The 23,259-nt window shown below is 40.6% G+C and carries 27 protein-coding genes; 23 read left to right on the top strand and 4 right to left on the bottom strand.

Translation table 11 applies throughout. The features are described from left to right. The 9 genes from B3R79_RS06380 to B3R79_RS06340 all read left to right on the top strand — a co-directional run. Positions 1-454, top strand: a 454-nt coding sequence (locus B3R79_RS06380; protein ID WP_293695747.1) for an aldo/keto reductase, incomplete at its 5' end; no start/stop codon positions are given. Between the two features lie 38 nt (positions 455-492). Next, complete coding sequence (locus B3R79_RS06375; RefSeq protein ID WP_293695744.1) at positions 493-762, top strand: carboxymuconolactone decarboxylase family protein; 270 nt, start codon at positions 493-495, stop codon at positions 760-762. Positions 763-831: 69 nt separating this feature from the next. Further along, on the top strand, positions 832-1,269 hold the full coding sequence (locus B3R79_RS06370) for a cupin domain-containing protein (RefSeq protein ID WP_293695741.1): 438 nt from the start codon (positions 832-834) through the stop codon (positions 1,267-1,269). Between the two features lie 42 nt (positions 1,270-1,311). Then, entirely contained in the window at positions 1,312-2,169 is an 858-nt protein-coding gene (locus B3R79_RS06365; protein WP_293695738.1) for a hypothetical protein, read from the top strand. A gap of 70 nt (positions 2,170-2,239) precedes the next feature. Next, positions 2,240-2,740, top strand: a complete 501-nt coding sequence (locus B3R79_RS06360) for a YkgJ family cysteine cluster protein (protein WP_154455045.1) — start codon at positions 2,240-2,242, stop codon at positions 2,738-2,740. A 122-nt stretch (positions 2,741-2,862) separates the two neighbouring features. Further along, positions 2,863-3,072: a helix-turn-helix domain-containing protein gene (locus tag B3R79_RS06355; RefSeq protein ID WP_293695736.1), complete on the top strand. Its 210-nt coding sequence runs from the start codon at positions 2,863-2,865 to the stop codon at positions 3,070-3,072. Positions 3,073-3,286: 214 nt separating this feature from the next. Next, complete coding sequence (locus B3R79_RS06350) at positions 3,287-3,748, top strand: hypothetical protein (protein WP_293695733.1); 462 nt, start codon at positions 3,287-3,289, stop codon at positions 3,746-3,748. A gap of 98 nt (positions 3,749-3,846) precedes the next feature. After that, a complete protein-coding gene (locus B3R79_RS06345) occupies positions 3,847-4,101 on the top strand; it encodes a hypothetical protein (RefSeq protein ID WP_235300358.1) in 255 nt (84 codons plus the stop codon). After that, complete coding sequence (locus tag B3R79_RS06340) at positions 4,046-4,786, top strand: NmrA family transcriptional regulator (protein WP_293695731.1); 741 nt, start codon at positions 4,046-4,048, stop codon at positions 4,784-4,786. Before B3R79_RS06345 ends, B3R79_RS06340 begins: the two co-directional genes overlap by 56 nt. A gap of 133 nt (positions 4,787-4,919) precedes the next feature. Here the strand turns inward: B3R79_RS06340 and B3R79_RS06335 are convergent, their stop codons facing one another. Both B3R79_RS06335 and B3R79_RS06330 read right to left on the bottom strand, forming a co-directional pair. Then, a complete protein-coding gene (locus tag B3R79_RS06335) occupies positions 4,920-5,591 on the bottom strand; it encodes a Crp/Fnr family transcriptional regulator (RefSeq protein ID WP_168260896.1) in 672 nt (223 codons plus the stop codon). A 51-nt stretch (positions 5,592-5,642) separates the two neighbouring features. Next, positions 5,643-6,539, bottom strand: a complete 897-nt coding sequence (locus tag B3R79_RS06330; RefSeq protein ID WP_293695727.1) for a LysR family transcriptional regulator — start codon at positions 6,537-6,539, stop codon at positions 5,643-5,645. Between the two features lie 115 nt (positions 6,540-6,654). Between B3R79_RS06330 and B3R79_RS06325 the strand changes: the two genes are divergently transcribed. From B3R79_RS06325 to B3R79_RS06285, 9 genes are all read left to right on the top strand, one after another. Next, complete coding sequence (locus B3R79_RS06325; RefSeq protein WP_206151195.1) at positions 6,655-7,677, top strand: YeiH family protein; 1,023 nt, start codon at positions 6,655-6,657, stop codon at positions 7,675-7,677. Positions 7,678-7,791: 114 nt separating this feature from the next. Further along, the gene (gene uvrC, locus B3R79_RS06320; protein ID WP_269725792.1) at positions 7,792-9,579 is read left to right on the top strand and encodes an excinuclease ABC subunit UvrC; all 1,788 of its coding nucleotides are present in this window, start codon (positions 7,792-7,794) and stop codon (positions 9,577-9,579) included. Positions 9,580-9,648: 69 nt separating this feature from the next. Beyond that, a complete protein-coding gene (locus B3R79_RS06315) occupies positions 9,649-11,361 on the top strand; it encodes a hypothetical protein (protein WP_293695724.1) in 1,713 nt (570 codons plus the stop codon). 274 nt (positions 11,362-11,635) lie between these two features. Further along, entirely contained in the window at positions 11,636-11,779 is a 144-nt protein-coding gene (locus B3R79_RS06310; RefSeq protein WP_293695722.1) for a hypothetical protein, read from the top strand. A gap of 656 nt (positions 11,780-12,435) precedes the next feature. Continuing rightward, positions 12,436-13,038: a nitroreductase family protein gene (locus tag B3R79_RS06305; RefSeq protein ID WP_168260892.1), complete on the top strand. Its 603-nt coding sequence runs from the start codon at positions 12,436-12,438 to the stop codon at positions 13,036-13,038. A 90-nt stretch (positions 13,039-13,128) separates the two neighbouring features. Continuing rightward, complete coding sequence (gene pepV, locus B3R79_RS06300; protein ID WP_154455054.1) at positions 13,129-14,535, top strand: dipeptidase PepV; 1,407 nt, start codon at positions 13,129-13,131, stop codon at positions 14,533-14,535. Positions 14,536-14,595: 60 nt separating this feature from the next. Next, positions 14,596-15,180, top strand: coding sequence for a uracil-DNA glycosylase family protein (locus B3R79_RS06295; protein ID WP_154455055.1), 585 nt, complete (start codon positions 14,596-14,598; stop codon positions 15,178-15,180). A gap of 118 nt (positions 15,181-15,298) precedes the next feature. Then, a complete protein-coding gene (locus B3R79_RS06290; RefSeq protein ID WP_293695719.1) occupies positions 15,299-15,403 on the top strand; it encodes a helix-turn-helix domain-containing protein in 105 nt (34 codons plus the stop codon). A gap of 60 nt (positions 15,404-15,463) precedes the next feature. Continuing rightward, on the top strand, positions 15,464-15,757 hold the full coding sequence (locus tag B3R79_RS06285; RefSeq protein ID WP_293695716.1) for a zinc ribbon domain-containing protein: 294 nt from the start codon (positions 15,464-15,466) through the stop codon (positions 15,755-15,757). A gap of 43 nt (positions 15,758-15,800) precedes the next feature. Here the strand turns inward: B3R79_RS06285 and mnmE are convergent, their stop codons facing one another. Then, a complete protein-coding gene (gene mnmE / locus B3R79_RS06280) occupies positions 15,801-17,174 on the bottom strand; it encodes a tRNA uridine-5-carboxymethylaminomethyl(34) synthesis GTPase MnmE (protein ID WP_293695713.1) in 1,374 nt (457 codons plus the stop codon). Between the two features lie 630 nt (positions 17,175-17,804). On the opposite strand from mnmE, the gene rpiA reads away from it, so the two are divergent. The 5 genes from rpiA to B3R79_RS06255 all read left to right on the top strand — a co-directional run bounded on the left by rpiA (position 17,805) and on the right by B3R79_RS06255 (position 22,186). Next, a complete protein-coding gene (rpiA, locus tag B3R79_RS06275) occupies positions 17,805-18,485 on the top strand; it encodes a ribose-5-phosphate isomerase RpiA (protein WP_293695786.1) in 681 nt (226 codons plus the stop codon). A gap of 106 nt (positions 18,486-18,591) precedes the next feature. Next, complete coding sequence (locus B3R79_RS06270) at positions 18,592-19,803, top strand: phosphopentomutase (protein WP_293695710.1); 1,212 nt, start codon at positions 18,592-18,594, stop codon at positions 19,801-19,803. Between the two features lie 10 nt (positions 19,804-19,813). Beyond that, complete coding sequence (locus B3R79_RS06265) at positions 19,814-20,629, top strand: purine-nucleoside phosphorylase (RefSeq protein WP_154455059.1); 816 nt, start codon at positions 19,814-19,816, stop codon at positions 20,627-20,629. 55 nt (positions 20,630-20,684) lie between these two features. Next, positions 20,685-21,392, top strand: a complete 708-nt coding sequence (gene deoD, locus B3R79_RS06260) for a purine-nucleoside phosphorylase (protein WP_154455060.1) — start codon at positions 20,685-20,687, stop codon at positions 21,390-21,392. Further along, positions 21,389-22,186, top strand: coding sequence for a LytR family transcriptional regulator (locus B3R79_RS06255; protein WP_240928822.1), 798 nt, complete (start codon positions 21,389-21,391; stop codon positions 22,184-22,186). Before deoD ends, B3R79_RS06255 begins: the two co-directional genes overlap by 4 nt. Before the next feature lie 59 nt (positions 22,187-22,245). On the opposite strand, the gene B3R79_RS06250 is transcribed toward B3R79_RS06255, so the two are convergent. Further along, complete coding sequence (locus B3R79_RS06250) at positions 22,246-23,154, bottom strand: LysR family transcriptional regulator (protein ID WP_154455061.1); 909 nt, start codon at positions 23,152-23,154, stop codon at positions 22,246-22,248. Between the last annotated feature and the right edge of the window lie 105 nt (positions 23,155-23,259).

Raw genomic sequence — 23,259 nt, 5'->3', positions numbered from 1 at the left:
AATTGGTATTAGCAATTTTGCCCCTGATCGTGTGGCAGATTTAGCTATTTTTGCGGATGTTACGCCTATGGTCAATCAAATTGAGACACATGTCTTTAATCAACAATTGAAAGCCCGTCAGACAATGGATGAATATGGTATTCAAATAGAATCTTGGGGACCATTCGCAGAAGGGCGCAATGATTTCTTTACAAATGAAACACTTGTTAATATTGGGCGAAAATACCATAAATCGGCTGCACAAGTCGCCCTTCGTTATTTGATTCAACGTGATGTTATTGTCATTCCTAAGACCGTGCATAAAAATCGTATGGAGCAAAATTTTGATGTCTTTAATTTTGTTTTAACAAAAGATGATATGGAAGCAATTTTGAAACTTGATATGGGGGAGAGTCAATTCTTTTCCCATGTTGATCCTGAAACAGTTAAAAGGATTAGTTCATTTAAACTTTAAGTGATGTGATTTTACTTTCTACCAGAAAGGAGAGAACAATGACCATTAAACAAACAGCAGGACGTGACCAATTGGGTGATTTTGCGCCAGCATTTGCTCATTTTAACGATGATGTGCTTTTTGGTGAAAATTGGAACGACACGGCTATTGACTTGAAAACCCGCTGCCTTATTACGGTAGTGACCCTCATGGCACAAGGTATAACCGATAGTTCGATGGCGCATCACCTTGAAAATGCTAAAAATCACGGCGTTAGCAAGGAAGAAATAGCGGCAGTAGTTACCCATGTGGCTTTCTATGCAGGCTGACCAAAAGCTTGGGCTGTTTTTCGCCTAGCTAAGGACATTTGGTAGGACGATTAAAGAAGGGAGTTTACTATGACGAATACAGAAATGGACAAAGTGGCATTTGATCAGGCAAATGTTTTCGGAAAAGGGCAGGCAAATGATGCTTTTGCACAGTATTTTGACGGGCAATCTTTTCTCAATCCCTTGGTGGATGAGGAGTCGCCTTTATTTCTCGCAAATGTGACCTTTGAGCCTGGTTGTCGCAATCATTGGCATATTCACCAAGCAGATAAGGGTGGCGGTCAGGTATTGATTTGCACAGCTGGGCAAGGTTGGTATCAAGAAGAAGGCAAGGAAGCGGTAAGCCTTGAGCCAGGCAAGGTCATCGTCACTCCAGCTAACGTTAAACATTGGCATGGCGCTAAAAAGAATGCTTGGTTTAGCCATATTGCCATCGAGGTGTCTGGTAATAATACCAAAACCATCTGGCTGGAGGCCGTTAGTGACGCAGATTACAAGGCCCTTTAACCTTGCCGTGACAATTTAGCATTAGCGTGTTACACTAAAATCATGAAACACATTGCTCACACTCATATCGTCAAGGCAGGGCATTTTCTGAAACTATTCAAAAATGATGCCCAGTTTAGCACACCTATTTTTCGTCGGGATAAAAAACGCAAAAACCTACAATTTGTTATTGTTTTTAAAGATGCAAACGGATCTTACGCCCTTAATCATTCGCAGCAAGGGTATAGCTCGTACCTCAAGCGCCTCAAAACATTTAGTCAAAAGACGCTTTATCAAGGTATCTTGTCTGTGCCGGCAAAAGCGCGTGCGAGTGTTCAGGTTTTGCAGGTGCCAAGTGACCGAAAAGTTCGGGTGTCGGACGTTACCTATTATTCGGACGCTGAGATTGAGGCCATTTTGTCTAAGAAAAAGGTTATAGAAGAAGTCTATGATCCCTTTCGTGATGCTCATTCGGTAGTATTTCAGCAGGATACAAAAGCTTCTGAGATGACCTACGAAGATTACCAAGGCATCCAAGATTTTCACCCTTTTTTGACACTCAAAGACCAAGCGACCGAGGTGTTTTGTACCTATCAAGACCACAACAAAAACCAAGCCATTTCCTTGAGTTTAATGGGGTGGTATTATCTGGAGCAACAATTAAAAATCAGCTGGAAACCTAATTCTCAGCCCAAAGCACGTTGGCGTTCATCCTTGCTTGCCATTGACAAAAAGACCAAGCGTTATTTCTTTCAGGGCAATATTTACCAAGAAAAGGGCACCGATCCTGTCTTTTTGGAAAATCTGACCTTTCAGCCACAAAAAAGCAGAGCTAATAGCCAAGCCGTGGCTGCAGAATTTCAGCGCCTCATCCAAGAAATAAAGCAACAGGAGCGTGCTGCTCTCTTGACGCGTCGCTAAAATGGCGGTTGAGTCTTTTGTGATTTATGCTATAATGATCTCTGATTGAAAATTGTTAGAAAGTGCAAAAATGACAGAATTGGATATTGAGCGTTACCACGAATTGGCTCAGCAAAAGCAAAAAGAACACCGCAAATTTTTAGCAACCCTCAAGAAAAAGGCCCCTAAAAACCTTGACAAAATCACGCAGGAAATCCACACGGAAGTCTTTCAAGAGATTGATTGCACCCAGTGTGCGAATTGTTGTAAAAGTCTGGGACCGCTTTTCACTGAAGCAGATATTACCCGCATTTCAAAGGCTTTTCGCATGAAATTATCAGTCTTTGAGGACGCTTATCTTCGTGTTGACGAGGACGGCGACAAGGTTTTCCAAAGCATGCCTTGCCCTTTCCTAGGCAGCGATAATTTGTGTACCATTTACGATGTCCGTCCCAAAGCGTGCCGTGAATTTCCCCACACCGACCGTAAAAAGATTTACCAAATCAATAACCTTACTATTAAAAATACCCTCTTTTGCCCCGCCGCCTATCTTTTCGTTGAAAAACTCAAGGAGCGATTGGAGGGGAGATAAATAACCAAAACTTTTTGAACTGTTTCGTTTCAAGAGGTTTTTATTATAATTTTATTAGGATTCTAATTATTTGCAATACCTCATGATATAATAGAATAACTAAAAATGAAATGAGAATTTCTATGCATATTGAAAAATTAAAATACTTCATAGATTTGTATGAATGTAGAAATTATATAGAAACAGCTCGTAAAAACTTTATTTCACAAGCATCTATTAGCCAATACATTTCTTCACTTGAAAAAGAATTTAACACGAAATTTTTTGATAGAAGTGTGACTCCTATTCAACCAACTTTAGCTGAAAAAATGCTATATAATAATGCAAAATGATGTTAAAGCAGTATGAAGAAACAAAAATTCAAATACAACATTCAATAAATACCTTGAAGCCAAGACTCAGTATTGCCTATACTTCTTTATATGATTTAAGATTACCCCTACCTTTTATCTCCTATCTTAAAGAAATTGGCTTTCCTATCAACATTCAATTAAAAAAGTAGAAGGAAAAAATATTGAAACCTATGTTACAAAAGATATTTCTGATTTGGCATTATCATTTGGAGAAGAATTTACCAGTAAAAACATTTCAAAATTAGTGATAAAATCAGGTAGATATAATGCATTGGTCGCTCAGGGACACCTACTATTTGATTATCAGGTTATTAATGTTTCGGAACTGTATCAGTATCCTTTGTTAATGTTGAGTGAGGAGAGCATGGGTAAAAGTTATGTCATTATGAAAGAACGTTCGCTAAAAGATGGCTTTTATCCTAATATTGCTAGGACGGTTGATGATTTTGAAGAAAGTTTCTTTTATATATTATCAGAACAACTTATTGGATTTGGAACAGATGATTTTAATTTATCTAAATTAGATGGAATGATTCGAAGCATTCCGATTGAAGGTAGCTGGCATACTTATGAAATTGTTCTAGCTTCTCAAAAAGATTCTAAAAATCAAACACTTATTGATTTTCTAACCATTTTTGATAATTCCTTATTATGATTTCTAATGGGCCATAAAAAAATAGGATTGAATTTTAGATAGCGTTTACATTATAATAAAACTAACAATAAAGTAAATATCTTTTAAGGAGAAGTATTATGACAAAAATTGTTGTTAATGGTGTTGATGGAAACTTTGGCTCACAAGTCGCTAAACATATTCAAAATTTGTTACCAAAGGACGATTTATTATTTACTGCACCTAGAGAGGAAGCATTAAAACCTTATCAAGAACAAGGTATTAAGACAGCAGTAGCTGATTTTAACTCATTGGAGAATCTTGTAAAAGTGTTTGAAAATGCAAATAAAGTACTTCCGATTTCAATGCCTTTTGTTGGTGAAAAAACGTTGTAAAGTTCATCAAAATGTAGTTGAAGCTTGTGTTAAAGCAAATGTTAGACAAATTGTATACACCTCAGTACTTTCAGATAGTCACCCACTTAATCCAAGTATTGAAAATATAGACCATAGTTTTACAGAAGCTATCATTCAGAATTCACCATTAGACTACATTTTCCTTCGTAATTCTTTATTTGCAGAAGCTTTTATTAGTGATTATTTAAGAGCAGTGGATGCAAAAGAAGAGGTTATTTCTAAAAATATGGGCGATGGTCGAGTTTGGTTTATTTCTCGTCGAGATGCAGCCTTTGCTGTGAGTTGTGCCCTTTCCAATGACCTTCTTCATCGTGAAGTATTGAATATTAATGGTATTGAACCGATTTCTTATCAAAACTTTCTAGACATTGCCAATAAGGCAACAGGAAATCATATCGCATATAATAAATTAACAGACGATGAATTATATGCCTATTTCGATTCTATTGGAGTTCCAAGAGATACTGACGGTGACTTTAGTAAGAGTCCTATCCAAGCTACATCAGAAGGTATGGTAAGTTTTGGTACAACAGTGACAGAAGGCTTTTTAGATGTTCCAGTTAGTGATTTTGTTAAATTGACAGGACGTAAACCACTTAGCCTATCAGAGATGTTTGAAAATGTGGACGATTATTTACTAGGAGAGCGTCATACTGTAGAATAATTTTTGTCGGTTAACAATGAACAGCTGGAGTCAGATGACTTCAGCTGTTTGTTTATATGACTTTCAGTCCATCACGCTATCAAGCTGTCAGAAGCAAAAAAATCATGATCACCCATTAACGGGTAGTCATGATTTAGTAATCAATTTTTTGTTCTTCGGTGATGAGGTTTGTCATTTTTTGAGGATTGATGATGCGAATTTGGTGGCCAACCTTGTCAATCAGGCCTTCTTCACGCAGGGCTTTGACCATGCGGGCAATTGTCACAGAATGCATACCAAGATAGCTGGCGATTTCTTGGTAAGTAAAGACAGTATCGAGCAACAGCTCGCCAGAAGGTTCTTGCTCAGCTTGGTCCATCAAAAAGCGGCTGAATTGCACAAGGGCAGGTTCGTTTTTGCTGCTATGAAAATGCTCCATCAAATACACCAAGTTTTCAGTGAGGGTATTGACCATCAGCGCTGTGATAGATGGAAAACCGAGCAATTCCTGAAAACTGCGGTTTGAAATGCGGTAAGCAACGCAAGGGGTTTTAGCAATGATAGAGAAGGTCTTTTTGCCATAATAATTTAAATTAAAGGTTGTCATAAGGGATGTAAATCCGACAAATTGTTCTCTCTTAAAGTAGAGGTAGGTGGTTTCCTTGCCGTCAAGAGAAATGGACGAGAGTGCGCAAATGCCTGAAGACAGGATGAAGATGTCCCCGTGAGACTCTCCTGCGATGGATGTGGCTAGGCAGTCCCCTTTTTTAAATGTGACCCTCTCCCCATATTGTAAAAGCTCTGTGATGTCAACTGTTGTATGCATATATGCCCTTTCTAAGTTACAAGCTGTGCCCATTTAATTACTTAGTTTACGTTAATTTTGGTTTTTAATCAAGTCCTTATTTTCTAAAAATAGTTTAAAAATATCTTGGTAAAATGTTTTAAAATGGCTATTTTTTCGCCAGATAAAAGTAAAATCATGCCAAACTGGTGGAATATCAAGGTCGATGGCCACCAATTTTCCAGAAGCCAATTCATTTTTGACCACGCTGCGATAAACAAAACTAATCCCTACATTGTGCGCGACTAAGCTGCGAATCATATTGAGGCTACCAATTTCAGTGACTTGTCGAAAATCATTGATAGATAGGTTGTTTTCTTTGAGAATGAGCGACAGCATTTCACGCGTGCCAGACCCCTGTTCTCTGATGATAATAGGATAATCCAACAAGGTTTCCAAGGTCACAGCTTTGCCATTTAAATCTGACTGCGACGAAGCAACGGCGATGAAGGGCTCTGACGTGTAAGGGAGAAAATCGTATTTTTCCTTGGAGAAAAAGCCCTCGATAATGGCAAAATCAATCTTTCCTTGATCCAGTGCCTTGAGCAAGGACGTGGTATTATTGACCAGCATGTTGAATTGGTATTGGGAATATTGTGAAAAGATGTGAATCAAGGAGTCACACAAGATAAATTCCCCGATGGTGGAAGTGGCGCCAAAATTCAATGGTTTGACATCTTTCTTCAAATCCGATTTGAAATGCTGGATGTCATTGTTGATGGTCATGAGCAAATTCAGCAACTCTTCGCCGTTTTGCGTCAATTGGCAATGTTTTCCTGAAAAGGTGAAGAGCTTGGTTTGATACTCGATTTCCAAGGCTTGAATGTGCTTGGTGACAGCAGGTTGTGTGATGTGAAGTTCCTTGGCGGCTTGGGTAAAGTTCATGGTTTCACATACTTTCATAAACGTAAACACACGATAGTCCAACATGGTGGGATTTGTCCTTTATCATTCTTTTTTGTTATTATATCATAAAAAAGAATAATTTTACATTATAGTTAAGAGGGGGTATAATTATTGTCATGAAAAGGAGTGTGAAACTATTATGACATTTCAGAAAAAAGTTCCCGGTGTTTTATTTTGTACCATTTTAGCCTTGCCAGCTTGGTTTTTAGGGGAAAAATTCCCTCTTGTTGGTGCTCCGGTATTTGCCATTTTGCTTGGTATGATTATCGGTAATTTTCACACTAATCGTGAACAAACGGTGGAAGGGATTGCCTTCACTTCAAAATACGTTTTGCAAATCGCCGTTGTGCTTTTGGGATTTGGTCTTAACTTGACCCAAGTGGTGAAAGTAGGGACAGAATCTTTACCTATTATCATCAGCACCATTTTGGTATCGTTAATCATTGCCTTTCTTTTGCAAAGATGGTTGAAGCTTGACGTCAATACAGCAACCTTGGTTGGTGTTGGGTCATCTATTTGTGGTGGTTCAGCCATTGCAGCGACAGCGCCAGTTATCCAAGCCAAAGACGAAGAAGTGGCTAAAAGTATCTCAGTTATCTTCTTGTTCAACATCTTGGCAGCCTTGATTTTCCCAACCCTTGGGGAATTGCTTCACTTGTCAAACCACGGTTTTGCGGTCTTTGCAGGTACAGCCGTTAATGATACCTCATCTGTAACAGCGGCTGCAACAGCTTGGGATGCTGTACACGGTTCAAATACACTTGACGGAGCAACCATTGTTAAATTAACACGTACATTGGCTATTATCCCGATTACCTTAGGTTTGTCATTTTACAGAGCTTATAAAATGCAAAAAAATGGTGGAGAAGCTAAACAAACCTTCCAATTGCGTAAATCTTTCCCAACCTTTATTTTATTCTTCTTGATGGCATCAATCATCACAACAATTGCCAGCAGCATGGGTGTTGACACTGTGATTTTTGATAACTTAAAAGTTCTTTCAAAATTCTTCATCGTTATGGCTATGGGAGCTATTGGTTTGAATACCAACCCTGTGAAATTGGTCAAAACTGGTGGACAAGCCATCATGCTTGGGGCTATTTGTTGGGTAGCAATTACTTGCGTGAGCCTCTTCATGCAATATTCTCTAGGTATTTGGTAATTTTTGACAAAAATCTGAGTCGAAAGGCTCAGTTTTTTTGTGCCCAAAACGTCTGACGTGGCTTTTGTGTGCTTATGTTATCCTATGAGTCCTGAATTTGTTATAATAAAGGGTATGAACGAACTGATTAAACACAAATTACAATTATTGCCAGATAGTCCAGGATGCTATATCCACAAAGACAAGCATGGCAAGATTATTTATGTGGGAAAGGCTAAAAATCTGAAAAACCGTGTTCGGAGTTATTTCCACGGTAGTCACGATACCAAGACGGAATTATTGGTGTCTGAGATTGCGGATTTTGAGTATATTGTGACAGGGTCAAATACTGAAGCCCTATTGCTTGAAATCAATCTCATCCAAGAAAACCAACCCAAGTACAACATTCGGCTAAAAGATGATAAGTCTTACCCTTTTATCAAGATTACGGTCAACGAGCAATACCCACGATTGCTCATTACGCGTCAAATCAAAAAAGACGGTGCCATGTATTTTGGCCCCTATCCTGACTCGGGGGCGGCAAATGAAATCAAACGGCTTTTGGACCGCATTTTCCCCTTTAAAAAATGCACCAATCCAGCCAATAAAGTTTGTTTTTACTACCATTTAGGGCAATGCAACGCCCACACGATTTGCCATGTGGATCACCAGTATTTTGTTGATATGGCGCAAGACGTCAAGCATTTTCTTAATGGTCAAGACGATAAAATTGTCAACGAACTCAAGGCAAAAATGCAAGCAGCTTCAGATGAAATGGCTTTTGAGCGTGCGGCAGAATACCGTGACTTGTTGCAGGCCATCTCGACCTTGCGCACTAAACAACGGGTGATGAACCAAGACATGATGGACCGTGATATTTTTGGGTATTATGTCGATAAAGGGTGGATGTGCGTCCAAGTTTTCTTTGTTCGTCAAGGCAAACTCATTCAGCGGGATGTCAATATGTTTCCTTATTATGACGAGCCTGAGGAAGATTTCTTGACTTATGTGGGGCAATTTTACCGTGACAAGAAGCACTTTGTACCCAAAGAAATCTTCATTCCCAATGACATTGACGAGGACTTGGTTAAGGCTGTGGTAGATGCTAAAATCGTCAAACCGCAACGAGGTGAGAAAAAGCATTTGGTCAATTTAGCGACAAAAAATGCCCGTGTCAGCCTGCAACAAAAATTTGATTTGCTTGAAAAAGACATGAAAAAGACCTACGGTGCTATTGAAAATATTGGAAACTTGTTGCATATTCCAAAACCTGTTCGCATCGAGGCTTTTGATAATTCCAATATTCAAGGAACGAGCCCAGTGTCTGCCATGGTGGTCTTTATTAACGGTAAGCCAAGCAAGAAAGATTACCGCAAATTCAAAATCAAGACGGTTGTGGGGCCTGATGATTATGCCAGTATGCGCGAAGTGCTTTACCGCCGTTACCACCGCATGATGACAGAAGGGCAAACACCGCCTGATTTGATTATCATTGATGGGGGGCAAGGTCAGGTCAATGTGGCGCGTGATGTCATTGAAAAGCAACTTGGCTTGTCTATTCCCATCGCAGGTTTGCAAAAAAATGACAAACACCAAACCCATGAATTGCTATTTGGTAATCCCTTGGAGGTGGTTCCTCTCCCACGCAACTCAGAAGAATTTTTCCTTTTGCAACGTATTCAAGACGAGGTGCACCGCTTTGCCATTACCTTTCACCGTCAAGTGCGCAGTAAAAATTCCTTCTCATCTAAGTTGGATGGCATTGCAGGTTTGGGACCAAAGCGCAAGCAATTGCTCATGAAACACTTCAAGAGTCTTGCCAATATTCAAAAAGCAGATGTGGAGGCTATCAGGAAGTGTGGCATTCCGCAAAACGTAGCGCTCGCAGTCAAGGAACGCCTTCAAGAAGAAACAGAGGCTTAATGGTGTTTTTAGATTGTGTTATCGCCTAAACTATGCTAACATGGATAAGGATTTTTTAAGGAGATGATCATGTTTCAGAATGTAAGAGAGAGGCTTTCTCGTTTCCGAGAAAAAGAGGTTTGGCTATCCGGCCTTATCATCGTGGTAGCCGCCTTTGTATTGATTCTTCCTCAAGTATTAACAAAAGGAGTCATTGCTGGCAGTGATTTTCTTTTTCATTACAACCGTTTTTACGAAACGGCCATGCAGATAAAGACGGGCAATTTCAGCTACTTTATTTCGCTATTTGGCTTTTACAGTTCGGGCCGCATTGTTAACGCCTTATATGGTCCGTATTTTGCCTATTTTCAAGGGCTTTTAGTGCTCATCAGCCGAAATTGGTACACGTATCAGCTGGTGTCACGCTTTCTCATGGGCATTATCGCTGGCTTTTCCATGAATGCTCTTACCAAGCGAGCAGGCGTTAAGCCTAAGATTTCCCTAGCCATAGCGGTCTTTTACATGACTACGTTTTCCATTCAGTATTGGACTTTCCGTCAAGGATTTTCAAGCTGGGGAGCAGCCGTCATGCCTTGGTGCTTGATTCCTGCCATTGATTTTATTCAAACGAAGAAAATTGCGCCTGTTCGTTTAGCAGTGGCGGTGTCTGTTATGGTGCAGATTCATATGCTGAGTGCTTTCTTGCTCATTTTGGCCTACCTGCCTTTTTACCTCTATGGTTTTGTCAAATCCACGGACAAGAAAAACATTTTGTGGAATGGCATCAAGGCTGTCGCCCTAGCCCTTGTTTTAACGGCAAATGTTTGGGTGGTGCTGGCAAATGTCGGACGTGCCAACAATCTGGTTGAGCCTTTTATCAATTCAAAACTGTATATCATGACGGTCAATCAGCGTAGCATTCAGTGGTTGATAACACCGATTCCTTTGCTGCTCATGGTCTTGTACCAGCTCTATTTTACTTTCAAACATTGGCGTCATTTTGATACGCTCTTGCGTTTGGTGGTAGGGTCATTTTTCCTATTTTTGGTGCTATCCAGCAGCATTTTCCCTTGGTATTCCATCAACAAATTGAACCTATCCTTGGTCAACCTCATTCAATTTCCTTTCCGCTTTTTCATTCCAGCAACGGTACTCTTGTTATTAGCGGTGGCTTTAATTCTTGAGAGGTATTTTGATGTCAAGTGGTCACGCTGGGTAACGATTGGCTTATTGCTGGTTAATGTGGTTAGTTTTGCTCAAATTATGCATTTGCAGCAAGAAAAAATCACTGAATATTACACAGCCAAACACCCTATTAAAAACAAAAAACACACCTTTGTTCTTGGCAACACCAAAGCTGTCCGAGCAAGCTTTTACAGTTCTAATTTGAATGATTTGCTGGACTTGATTGCCAAATCAACACCAGACTACTTGCCATCTAAAAAGTCAAATACCGACAACAAGTATGTTTTGTATGAGGAATTTGTCCTCAAACACACGGATGATTTCAAAAAATCACAAGACGGCAGCACCTTGATAGTGACTTGGAATGCGGACAACGACGGCACGGTTAGTTTACCAGTTGCCAAGTATCAAGATACGCAGCTTGTTTTAAACGGCAAGAAATTAACGTCTAAGGACTACCTTTTGTCTGGTATTGGAACACCGATAGTTACCCAACGAATTGGTAAAAACACGTTAGAAGTCACTTACCAAGTTGGGACATGGTTCTATGCGCTTATCATTATCAATCTACTAACTTGGGTCGCAGTCTTGTTTGTGCCGATGGTTAGATGGTCTTAGAGATGGTGGAAAAATTATTTTCTACTGTCTAGCGATTTTCCTACGATTTATGATAGTTTTGCATCTCAGAGCTTTTCTGCTTGTTTTTGTAGTAATTGCAATTAGTATCTCTCTGGGATGCTTTTTGTATATCTAAGCGACTAACTGTTTTTCAGAATACTCTGTAGTTTTTAATAATCATTCTAAAGAATTGTAATAAGATAAACGGATGTCACCTTAGCTTAGAAAATGGTATAACAGTAGGATATGAAATAGGAGTTAGGAGAGAAAAAGGATGACTGAGGAATTTGATTACGTTGCTTTTACGAAAGAGTTTGAAGCTGCTAATGGACGACCACCATCAGCTAAAGAACTAGACGATGCAAAGTGGTCTCATTATGGGGTTAAATGGGGAACACCAGAAAGAAGTACAGGCTAGACTAGAAAGCTTAAAACCTAGCTCTGGGGAGCGTTTAATCGATCTTTTTGGCTATTTGATAAAAGGTGTTGGCTTTTTATCACGAGGCTTTCTGAGAGCCTTAGTTCTTTTGGTACAAACACCAGTTTATTTAGTATCGTTTGTATTCAACTACATAAGATCTGCCATAGCGGTTATGATTATGTTTTTTGTAACTAAAGTGGCAATGTTTTTTGGTAGTTAACGTTTTCATGGAGCATCTTAATATTTCAAATTTATCTCAAGCTTCAGGTTTACTCGGATTCTTTGGAAAACTTGTAATGATCTACAATTTGCAGCCCAACTTCTGGGCATATCCAGCCGTTGACATTATAGTAATACAGGTTGCTATCATCTTTTTTTGCTTTAGTCATGACATTCTCAAAAATAGATGAAAGACGCTAAATAGTTTTTAAGAACCTTTCGAGGTTCTTTTATTTTTGATTGGAAAGGAGTTGTATGAAAGATATTCTTTCAGAATTGACCAAAAGTTTGGAGATTACCCTGTTTTATTGACTGTTATTCTTTAAGATTATTTTTCTAGTTGTTGTTTTTTGATTTTGGCAAAATAATTTTGTTTAATTGTTAACAAAATGCTAAAATAAAGAGGCATAGAATATCTTAGGAGGGCGAAGCTTATGAAATTCCTAGAATTAAACAAAAAGCGTCACGCAGTCAAACATTTCAATGACAAACTAGTGGATTACAAAGATTTACGCACAGCCATTGAAATCGCCACCTTATCGCCAAGTGCGAATAACCTGCAACCTTGGAAATTTGTGGTTGTCAAGGACAAAAAGGCAGAACTCGCTCAAAGCATGCCTGGACCAAACCGAAAACAAGTGGAAGAAGCACAATATGTGGTTGCCTTGTTTACGGATACTGATTTGGTGCAACGTTCGCGTAAAATTGCACGTATCGGGGTCAAATCATTAAGCAATGACCAATTGAGCTACTACATGGAAACCTTGCCAGCACGATTTGCAGCTTTTGATGACCAACACAAAGGAGAATATCTGGCTCTTAATGCTGGTATCGTGGCGATGAATTTTGTATTGGCTTTAACAGACCAAGGTTTGGCTTCCAATATGATTTTAGGATTTGATAAATCAGTAACCAACGATATTCTAAACATCGACCACCGTTTCCAACCTGAATTGTTGATTACGGTTGGTTACAGCGACGAAACATTAGAACCAAGTTATCGTTTGCCTGTGGATGACCTCATTGAACGCCGATGAGTCGTCTGATTGTGTGAAACAAGCGTGTGATATGATACGTCAATAGCTCTCAAACGGAGGCAAAATCATATCTTAGAAGGAGTTTGAAAAATGACAGTAGATTTTAGAGCAGAGGTGGACAAGCGCAAAGACGCCATGATGGATGACTTATTTGCCTTGTTGCGCATCAATTCAGAACGTGATGATAGCCAAGCAGATAGCAAACACCCATTTGGACCTGGGCCTGTGAAAGCTTTGGAGCATTTCTTGGCAATGGCAGAGCGCGATGGTTACAAGATACGTAATATTGATAACTACGCAGGGGATTTTGAATTTGGTGAAGGTGACGAAGTCCTTGGTATCTTTGCTCACTTAGACGTTGTGCCTGCAGGTAGTGGCTGGGATACTGACCCTTACGAACCTGTTATCAAGGATGGTCGTTTGTATGCGCGTGGGTCATCTGATGACAAAGGTCCAACTATGGCTTGTTATTATGCCCTAAAAATCATCAAAGAACTTGGCTTGCCAGTTTCTAAAAAAGTACGCTTTATCGTCGGTACAGATGAAGAATCAGGCTGGGGCGACATGGATTATTACTTTGCCCACAATGGCTTGAAAGACCCTGACTTTGGCTTCTCACCTGATGCAGAATTCCCAATTATTAATGGGGAAAAGGGAAATATCACAGAGTACTTGCATTTTGCTGGTGAAAACGATGGTGCTTTCCAACTGCTTAGCTTTAAAGCAGGGCTTCGTGACAATATGGTACCAGAATCTGCCACTGCAACCTTCACTGCTAACAGCAGCCTAGCAGACCTTCAAGATAAATTGGCAGCCTTTACAAGCGCTGAAGGTTTAACCGCAGAATTAACACAAGACGGTGATGTTTACCGCGTGACCCTTATCGGAAAATCAGCTCACGGTTCAACACCAGAAGCAGGTATCAACGGGGCAACCTACTTGGCAACTTTCTTGAACCAATTTGACTTTGCTGGAGCAGCTAAAGCTTACTTGAATGTCACTGCCAATGTCTTACACCGTGATTTTGCTGGTAAAAAACTGGGTGTGGCTTATACAGACGCTAAAATGGGTGCCCTTAGCATGAACGCTGGTGTCTTTACCTTTGACCGTCATTCAGATGACAACACAATCACGCTTAACTTCCGTTACCCACAAGGTACGACACCACAAGCTATCAAAGAACAATTGGAAACTTTGGAAGGTGTAACATGCGTGACTCTTTCAGACCACGAACACACCCCACACTACGTGCCAGCTGATGACCCATTGGTCGCAACGCTTCTTTCTGTTTACGAAAAACAAACAGGCCTTAAAGGTTACGAACAAGTTATCGGTGGTGGAACATTCGGACGTCTTCTTGAACGTGGTGTTGCCTTTGGCGCTATGTTCCCAGGTTATGTGAATACCATGCACCAAGCCAATGAATTTGCGGACGTCGAAGACCTTTACCGTGCAGCTGCTATTTACGCAGAAGCTATTTACGAATTAATCAAATAATAAACAGTAAGGGAGAGAACTCTGAAAAGAATATCTCTTCTTTGTTTTGAGGAGCATGTGATGGATACCATTGACCAATTAGTAGCAGATATTATGGCAGATGAGCAAAATATCGCCTACACCAAAAAAGGCATCAAGCCCTTATTTACCGTACCAAGCACTGCACGCATCAATATTGTCGGACAGGCACCAGGTATTCGTGCCCAAGAGTCAGGCTTGTATTGGAATGACCCGAGTGGGGACAATTTGCGCAAGTGGCTTGGGGTTGACCGAGAGATGTTTTACCATTCAGGGCTTTTTGCGGTGGTTCCGATGGATTATTATTTTCCTGGTACGGGGAAATCAAGGGACTTGCCGCCTCGCAAGGGCTTTGCCCAAAAATGGCACGAGCGAACCCTCGCTCTAGCACCGCAGATTGAATTGCACATTTTGGTGGGGTCTTACGCTCAGCGCTATTATTTGCACCAAAAATCGTCTGCCAGATTGACTGAAACGGTCAAACATTACAAAGATTATTTGCCGACCTTTTTTCCGTTGGTGCATCCATCGCCTCGCAATAACATTTGGCAAGCTAAAAATCCTTGGTTTGCGGAATATGTGATTCCAGATTTGCAAGCGCGTGTCAAGGAAATTCTCTCGAAATAAGGCAAAAACTCGCTGTTCGGGCGAGTTTTTTAGTGCAAGAAAAGCAACAGACGATTGCTTGAAAACGCAAACAAGTCCATGCTATAATGAAGGTGTTCCAAAGAGGGAGGGAGAAAAGATGGAAACAAAGGATATCTTAAAAGCAATTCGCACGAAACACCATCTCACGCAGGATGATATGGCTGATAAGTTGTTTGTTACCCGCCAAGCTGTTTCACGTTGAGAAAATGGGGATTCAACCCCAAATATCGAAACCCTGAAACAGATTTCCATTACTTTTGACGTGTCAATCAATACATTGCTAGGAAGTCCAAGAAAGCTTATTTGCCAGTGTTGTGGCATGCCGCTGGATGAGGACGATATGATTAGTAGAGAAGTGGATAAGCATTTCAACGAGGACTATTGCAAATGGTGTTACACGGATGGGCAGTTTGTTTATCAAACGATGGATGATTTGCTTGATTTCTTGGTCGCTCATATGTCAAATGACACCTACACCCCTGAGCAGACCAGAGCTTATTTTTCTGAGCAATTGCTAACATTGAAGCACTGGAAATTAAAAAAGCCGCTACTGTAGTAGCAGCACTTGGCAAGAAATCTGAAAAGTGATTTCTTGCTTTTTATTTTCCAAGACAGAATTGGCTAAAGAGTTTGGTGATTAACTCATCTGGGGCAGCATCTCCAGTGATTTCACCGAGAATTTCCCAGCAACGTGTCAAATCAACTTGCAGCAAATCAACAGGCATTCCTAGATCAAGCCCTTCATTGACCGCTTGCAAACTTTGCACCGCCTTTTCAATCAATGAAATGTGGCGAGCATTTGACAAGTAGGTTGCATCTTTTTCAACCAAACCAGCGTTATCGAAGAAGAGTTGGTTGATGCGGTCTTCGATAAGGTCGATATTTTGGTTGGTGAGAACGGAGATGCGAATAACATCCTCAGGCAATTGGTCAGCCTCGATTTGTTCAGGCAGGTCTGTTTTATTGAGCAAAATGATGCGGTTGCTATTTTTGCTAAGTTCTAGCAGAGCGCGGTCTTGATCGGTCAAAGGTTCAGAACTGTTGAGGACAAGCAAAACCAAGTCAGCTTCCTCAAGGGCCTTTTTAGAGCGTTCAACACCAATTTTTTCCACGACATCATCCGTTTCGCGAATACCAGCAGTATCCACCAATTTCAGCGGAACACCCTTGATATTCACGTATTCTTCAATCACATCACGCGTGGTTCCTTCGATATCCGTGACAATGGCCTTATCTTCACGCAAGAGATTGTTCAGCAGGCTTGATTTTCCAACATTTGGACGACCAATAATCGCTGTTGACAAGCCTTCACGCAAGATTTTCCCACGGCGAGCGGTGCGCAATAAATTTTCCAAAAGTGCTTGGAATTCTTGCGTTTTTTCACGAATCAAAGCGGTGGTCATTTCTTCTACATCGTCGTATTCTGGGTAATCAATATTGACCTCGACTTGAGCCAGTGTGTTGAGGACTTCTTGGCGCGTGTCATTGATGAGTTGTGACAAAGAGCCATCTAGCTGTTTGACGGCAATATTCATGGCTTTGTCGGTCTTAGCACGGATAATATCCATCACGGCTTCGGCTTGGGTCAAATCCACACGACCATTCAAAAAGGCGCGCTTGGTAAATTCCCCAGGCTCTGCTAAGCGAGCTCCTTGACGCAAAACCAATTGCAAAATTTCATTGGTCACCGCAACCCCGCCGTGTGTGTTGATTTCAATCACATCTTCGCAAGTAAAGGTTTTAGGCGCCAGCATGACAGACACCATGACTTCATCAAGAACTTCATCCTTATCAGGGTCGACAATGTGACCGTAGTTAATGGTGTGCGTAGCCACTTGGTTTAGGTCTTTCCCACGGTATATTTTTTGCGCAATCGCTAGCGCATCTGTTCCAGAAATTCTGACAATCCCAATGGCCCCTTCACCAAGAGGAGTTGAGATAGCAGCAATTGTATCAAATTCATTAGTAATCATACTGCTATTGTAACGTAAAAACAGCATTCTAGCAATCAGAAAGGGCTCTCTTACAAAAACTCCCCTAACTGATAAATACACACAATACAAACGCCCAAAATCATGGTATAATAGAAGCACGTACACAAGACTGAGTGCGGTAAAAACTGACTTCTCAGGCAAGAAAATAACAGAAGAGAAATAACGATTTAAGTACTAAAAACCATTCAAACTTAAAACAAACAAGCTTATCGTCAAAATCAACTTGCTAGTCATAACGTTTGAATGGCATCTCGATTTTGAATAGTGAGAAATCACTATTCACTCCCCGTTCGGGGGTGTACTTAAATAGTAACAAAAAACACCATGAAAGTAACATTTAAAGTAACAAGACACCCGTTTGATTGGAAAGCATTTCTAGACTGGTTAGTCATTATCGGACTAATTGCTTGGTTATTGTTTAAATAAGCATTTGAGTCATTAAAAAGACGCCTGAAGTTATTCAGGCGTCTTTTTATATTAAAATCAAAAGCTTTGGACAGGAAAAGAGTTCTCCAGGGCTAAAAAGTGTGTGGTAGTGCATTTATTAAAATCATGGTATAATAAGTATTTGGAAATAGGAATTCTTTAATGAGATATAGAGAGGTAGCTATGGACAAACTCAAAAAAATGGCTGGTGTAACAGCTGCTCAGTACGTGAAAGACGGTATGGTTGTTGGTCTTGGAACCGGTTCAACGGCATATTTCTTTGTTGAGGAAATCGGTCGTCGTATGAAGGAAGAAGGTTTGCAAGTGACAGGTGTCACAACATCAAGCCGTACAACAGCCCAAGCCCAATCCCTAGGTATTCCCTTAAAATCAGTTGATGACATTGACGTGATTGATGTGACAGTTGATGGTGCTGATGAAATTGATGCTCAGTTTAATGGCATCAAAGGTGGCGGCGGTGCTCTCCTTATGGAAAAAATCGTGGCAACCCCAACAAAAGAGTATATTTGGGTAGTTGATGAGTCAAAAATGGTTGAAAAATTGGGTGCTTTCAAGTTGCCAGTTGAAGTGGTGACTTACGGTGCCGACCGCATTTTCCGTGAATTTGACGCCAAAGGTTACAAGCCATCTTTCCGCATGGCAAGCGATACAGAACGCTATGTCACTGATATGGGAAATTTCATCATTGACCTTGATATGGGCGTGATTGACAATCCAGTTGCTTTTGGCCAAAAATTAAAAGCTATGGTTGGCGTTGTGGACCACGGCCTCTTTAACGGTATGGTCAATAAAGTTATCGTCGCAGGTCAAGACGGTGTCACTATTTTGGAAGCTAACTGCTAATTGTTAGATATATTCGTAGATGTTTTAGAAAAGTGCTAATCTTTGTCACATAAAAGGATTAGGAGGTTTTGGGTGCTAACCGTAACCACCCTAGATGAGGAAAAGTATGTCAACATTTAATCGTATTCACCTTGTTGTTTTGGATTCTGTCGGAATCGGAGCAGCACCAGATTCAGATAAATTCTTTAATGCTGGAGTTCCAGATACAACATCTGACACCCTTGGTCACATTTCAGAAGTCGCAGGGCTAAACGTGCCAAACATGGCAAAAATCGGTCTTGGGAATATCCCACGCGAAATACCCCTAAAAACCGTACCAGCTGAAAGCCAACCAAGTGGCTATGTGACAAAATTGCAAGAAGTATCACTTGGAAAAGATACCATGACTGGCCACTGGGAAATTATGGGGCTTAACATTACAGAACCATTTGACACTTTCTTTGACGGTTTCCCTGAAGAAATCTTGACGCAGATTGAAGAGTTTTCAGGTCGTAAAATCATTCGTGAAGCGAACAAACCTTATTCAGGAACACAAGTTATCGCCGACTTTGGCGGACGCCAAATGAAAACAGGTGAGTTGATTGTTTACACATCAGCAGACCCAGTACTTCAAATTGCAGCGCACGAAGATGTGATTCCGCTTGATGAATTGTATAAGATTTGTGAATTTGCTCGTTCGATCACTTTAGAGCGTCCAAGTTTGCTGGGACGTATCATTGCTCGTCCATACGTTGGTGAACCAGGAAACTTCACTCGTACGGCTAACCGCCACGACTATGCTTTGTCACCATTTGCCCCAACAGTCCTTAATAAATTGGCTGACGCTGGTGTGCCAACTTACGGTGTTGGTAAAATCAACGATATTTTCAACGGTTCAGGTATCACAAATGATATGGGTCACAACAAATCAAACAACCACGGTGTAGATACGCTTCTCAAAACCATGCAATTGCCAGAATTTACCAAAGGTTTGTCATTTACTAACCTGGTTGATTTTGACGCTATGTACGGACACCGTCGTGACACAGAGGGCTACCGTGATTGCTTGGAAGAATTTGACAGCCGTCTGCCAGAAATTATCGCTAACATGAAAGAAGATGATTTGCTCTTGGTGACTGCAGACCACGGAAATGACCCAACCTATGCAGGAACTGACCACACCCGTGAGTTTATTCCACTTTTGGCTTACAGTCCATCATTCAAAGAAACGGGTGTCTTGCCACAAGGTCATTTTGCAGATATCTCAGCAACAATTGCTGAAAACTTTGGTGTTGCAACAGCCATGGTTGGAGAATCTTTCTTAGATAAATTAGTATAAGAGGTCATTTATGAAAACAATTATTGAAAAAATCGAGGAAGCGCGCCAGTTTTTAGTTTCAAAAGCTTGTGATGCTCCTGAATTTGGCTTGATTTTGGGTTCAGGACTTGGCGAATTAGCTGAAGAAATTGACAATGCTGTGGTTATTCCTTATGAAGATATTCCACACTGGGGACAGTCAACCGTTGCGGGTCACGCTGGCCAATTGGTTTACGGTGACCTTGGTGGGCACAAAGTACTTGCCCTTCAAGGGCGTTTCCATTTTTATGAAGGCAACAGCATGAAAGTGGTGACTTTCCCAGTGCGTGTCATGAAAGCTCTTGGTTGTAAAGGGCTTATCGTGACCAATGCCGCTGGTGGTATTGGTTTTGGCCCGGGAACTTTGATGGCTATTTCAGACCACATTAACATGACAGGTCAAAACCCATTGATTGGGGCAAACCTTGACGAATTTGGTCCACGTTTCCCTGATATGTCGGATGCCTACACAGCTGACTACCGTGCTATTGCTCACAAGGTCGCTGAAAAAATCGGTATTACCCTAGACGAAGGGGTTTACCTTGGGGTATCTGGTCCATGTTATGAAACACCAGCAGAAATCCGTGCCTTCCAAACACTTGGTGCAGATGCTGTCGGCATGTCAACTGTTCCAGAAGTTATCGTTGCTGCTCATTCAGGCTTAAAAGTTTTGGGAATTTCAGCTATTACGAACCATGCCGCAGGTTTCCAAAGTTCTTTGAACCACGAAGAAGTGGTAGCCGTTACACAACAAATCAAAGAAGATTTCAAAACCTTAGTCAAGTCTATTTTAGCAGAATTGAACTAGGCTACTAAAATGTAGTATTTAAATACCATACTGTTATTTAGTGAAAGGAAGTATTATGTCAATACATATTGAAGCCAAACCAGGCGACATTGCCGATAAAATTTTATTGCCAGGCGACCCATTACGTGCCAAATTTATCGCTGAAAACTTTTTAGAAGATGCTGTATGTTTCAATAACATTCGTGGTATGCTTGGTTATACAGGAACTTACAAAGGACACCGCGTCAGCGTTATGGGAACAGGTATGGGAATGCCATCTATCTCTATCTATGCCAACGAATTGATTACGTCATACGGTGTTAAAAAATTGATTCGTGTCGGAACGGCGGGTTCTTTGAACAAGGATGTTCATGTGCGTGAATTGGTCTTGGCACAAGCTGCTGCAACCACATCAAGTATGATTAAAAACGAATGGCCTTTGTACGATTTCCCACAAATTGCCGATTTCACTTTGCTTGACAAAGCTTACCACATTGCGCAAGACTTGGGCATGAAAACACACGTTGGTAGCGTCTTGTCTGTGGATGCTTTCTATTCTGATTTTGCGGACAAGAATATCCAATTGGGTCAATTGGGTGTTAAAGCCGTTGAAATGGAAGCTGCAGCTTTATACTATTTAGCTGCTAAACATGGGGTGCAAGCTCTAGGTATTATGACGATTTCAGATAGCCTTGTGGCTGATGAGGACACAACTGCTCAAGAACGCCAAACAACCTTTACAGATATGATGACTGTTGGTCTTGAAACCTTGATTGCTGAATGATGCCACCCATTCCTATCCCCATCTATGAAACCATAGATATTCTCTTGGATGTTTATGCCTATCACCACGCTTGGAGGATTGCAGAGCAGTATTCTGCCTTTCCAAAGCAAGGCTGCTATCTTTTAGAAATGTTAAAAGAGCGTCGTGAATTAAATGTGGGCTTTGTCTTTGCTCATCACGAGGAAAATCAGGCCATTTATCAGCAATACGGTTTTTCTGTGATTCGTAATCCTCGAGAAGAAGAGCAATTGGCCAATTATATCATGGATTTGGAAGCCAAGGTAAAAAACGAGAAAATCATTGATTTTGTGAGGGCTGTCAGTCCCATTCTTTATCGTCTTTTCTATCGTTTGGCCAAGAGGGAGGTTCCTAATTTTGAAACCTTTATTCATGATGCTAAAAATGCCCAGTACGACACATGGCTCTTTCACAAAATGAAGCAAAGCGATTATCCCATTTTTCATCAGTATCTGGCCATTAGGCGTGATGACAAGATAACTACAAAGAGCTTGTCAGAATTGCTGCAATACAGTCATTTGCCTTATGATATCAAGGAAATCATAAGAGAGTTGCGTCAATTTGAGCGTTCGGTACGCAATCCCTTGGCGCATCTGATTAAGCCTTTTGACGAGGAGGAGTTACACCGCACTACAAATTTCTCCTCACAAGATTTCCTCAATAAAATCATTACGCTGGCAAGCTATGCTGGCATCCATTATGACCGTTATCATTTCTATTTTGATAGTGTTAACGAACTCATTAAGCAAGAAATGCGTTCGCATTATGACTGGTAATAATAAAAAACTAGGACATCTCCTGAAATGGCAACAGGATGTGTCCTAGTTTTTGGTATCTATTGGTCAAATTGCACTTCTTTAAGCAAGTAATCAATGAAACGCTCACCCATCTTAGAAAGATTAGCTTTTTCATGACGAATATAGACAATATCAATCATATCCTCTACATCCAGCGGAATAGAAACGATATTGTCACCATTAAGATTGCTATTTAAAATCCCCGTAGCAATGGTGTAGCCATCCAAACCAATCAAGAGATTAAACAAGGTCGCACGGTCACTCACGACGATAGACTTTTTATGCGGAATTTGTGAAAAAATCTCTTCTGAAAAATAGAAGGAATTGTGAATCCCTTGGTCGTAACTCAAATAAGGAAAGTCTTCCAAATCCTTCATGGTTACTATGTCGCGATTGGCAAGCGGATTATCCTGGCTCACAAAGATATGAGGGTGTGCTTGAAAAAGACTGGTATAAGTCAGACGATTATCGTCAAACATCTTTGTCAAGACATCGCGGTTGTAGCTATTTAAAAACAAAACGCCGATTTCAGAACGGAAATTCTTAACGTCGTCAATAATCTCATAGGTGCGTGTTTCCCGCAAAAAGAGCTCGTAACGTGACATATCAGCACCCTTGAGTAGAGAAACAAAAGCGTTGACCACAAAGGCATAATGCTGTGAAGACACGCTAAATAGCTCACGATTGGTATCTTTGCTCTTATAGCGTTCTTCTAAAAGAGCAGTCTGCTCCAAAATTTGGCGCGCATAAGAAAGAAATTCCACACCGTCCTTGGTTAAGGTAATTCCTTTGGGATTGCGGATAAAAATTTTGATGCCCATTTCACGCTCCAAATCCCGAACAGCATTTGATAGGCTAGGTTGCGTGATGAATAGTTGCTTGGCAGCCTCATTCATGCTACCTGTTTCAACGATTTTAACGATATAATGTAATTGTTGTATTCTCATAGCTTTTAGTTTATCTTAAAATAGAAAGAAGGGCAAGTAGGGAGAATATAATAGAAAAAGCGAACGATAACAAAGAAAAAACACTTGTTACAAATATGTAACGAT

Source organism: Streptococcus sp. UBA3373 (assembly GCF_002360305.1).
Lineage (GTDB): Bacteria > Bacillota > Bacilli > Lactobacillales > Streptococcaceae > Streptococcus > Streptococcus alactolyticus.
The sequence above is the reverse complement of the archived record's forward strand: the minus strand, read 5'-3'. Positions and strand labels throughout refer to the sequence as shown.

Bases quoted from the DNA above. Each gene is read 5' to 3' on its own strand.
- B3R79_RS06290 (WP_293695719.1), top strand. From the start codon at position 15,299: ATGGAAACAAAGGATATCTTAAAAGCAATTCGCACGAAACACCATCTC.
- B3R79_RS06330 (WP_293695727.1), bottom strand. From the start codon at position 6,539: ATGTTGGACTATCGTGTGTTTACGTTTATGAAAGTATGTGAAACCATG.
- B3R79_RS06310 (WP_293695722.1), top strand. From the start codon at position 11,636: ATGACTGAGGAATTTGATTACGTTGCTTTTACGAAAGAGTTTGAAGCT.
- B3R79_RS06255 (WP_240928822.1), top strand. From the start codon at position 21,389: ATGATGCCACCCATTCCTATCCCCATCTATGAAACCATAGATATTCTC.
- deoD (WP_154455060.1), top strand. From the start codon at position 20,685: ATGTCAATACATATTGAAGCCAAACCAGGCGACATTGCCGATAAAATT.
- pepV (WP_154455054.1), top strand. From the start codon at position 13,129: ATGACAGTAGATTTTAGAGCAGAGGTGGACAAGCGCAAAGACGCCATG.
- B3R79_RS06340 (WP_293695731.1), top strand. From the start codon at position 4,046: ATGCAAATAAAGTACTTCCGATTTCAATGCCTTTTGTTGGTGAAAAAA.
- B3R79_RS06360 (WP_154455045.1), top strand. From the start codon at position 2,240: ATGACAGAATTGGATATTGAGCGTTACCACGAATTGGCTCAGCAAAAG.
- B3R79_RS06370 (WP_293695741.1), top strand. From the start codon at position 832: ATGACGAATACAGAAATGGACAAAGTGGCATTTGATCAGGCAAATGTT.
- B3R79_RS06295 (WP_154455055.1), top strand. From the start codon at position 14,596: ATGGATACCATTGACCAATTAGTAGCAGATATTATGGCAGATGAGCAA.
- mnmE (WP_293695713.1), bottom strand. From the start codon at position 17,174: ATGATTACTAATGAATTTGATACAATTGCTGCTATCTCAACTCCTCTT.
- B3R79_RS06305 (WP_168260892.1), top strand. From the start codon at position 12,436: ATGAAATTCCTAGAATTAAACAAAAAGCGTCACGCAGTCAAACATTTC.
- rpiA (WP_293695786.1), top strand. From the start codon at position 17,805: ATGGACAAACTCAAAAAAATGGCTGGTGTAACAGCTGCTCAGTACGTG.
- B3R79_RS06250 (WP_154455061.1), bottom strand. From the start codon at position 23,154: ATGAGAATACAACAATTACATTATATCGTTAAAATCGTTGAAACAGGT.
- B3R79_RS06375 (WP_293695744.1), top strand. From the start codon at position 493: ATGACCATTAAACAAACAGCAGGACGTGACCAATTGGGTGATTTTGCG.
- uvrC (WP_269725792.1), top strand. From the start codon at position 7,792: ATGAACGAACTGATTAAACACAAATTACAATTATTGCCAGATAGTCCA.
- B3R79_RS06345 (WP_235300358.1), top strand. From the start codon at position 3,847: ATGACAAAAATTGTTGTTAATGGTGTTGATGGAAACTTTGGCTCACAA.
- B3R79_RS06355 (WP_293695736.1), top strand. From the start codon at position 2,863: ATGCATATTGAAAAATTAAAATACTTCATAGATTTGTATGAATGTAGA.
- B3R79_RS06315 (WP_293695724.1), top strand. From the start codon at position 9,649: ATGTTTCAGAATGTAAGAGAGAGGCTTTCTCGTTTCCGAGAAAAAGAG.
- B3R79_RS06265 (WP_154455059.1), top strand. From the start codon at position 19,814: ATGAAAACAATTATTGAAAAAATCGAGGAAGCGCGCCAGTTTTTAGTT.
- B3R79_RS06365 (WP_293695738.1), top strand. From the start codon at position 1,312: ATGAAACACATTGCTCACACTCATATCGTCAAGGCAGGGCATTTTCTG.
- B3R79_RS06325 (WP_206151195.1), top strand. From the start codon at position 6,655: ATGACATTTCAGAAAAAAGTTCCCGGTGTTTTATTTTGTACCATTTTA.
- B3R79_RS06270 (WP_293695710.1), top strand. From the start codon at position 18,592: ATGTCAACATTTAATCGTATTCACCTTGTTGTTTTGGATTCTGTCGGA.
- B3R79_RS06335 (WP_168260896.1), bottom strand. From the start codon at position 5,591: ATGCATACAACAGTTGACATCACAGAGCTTTTACAATATGGGGAGAGG.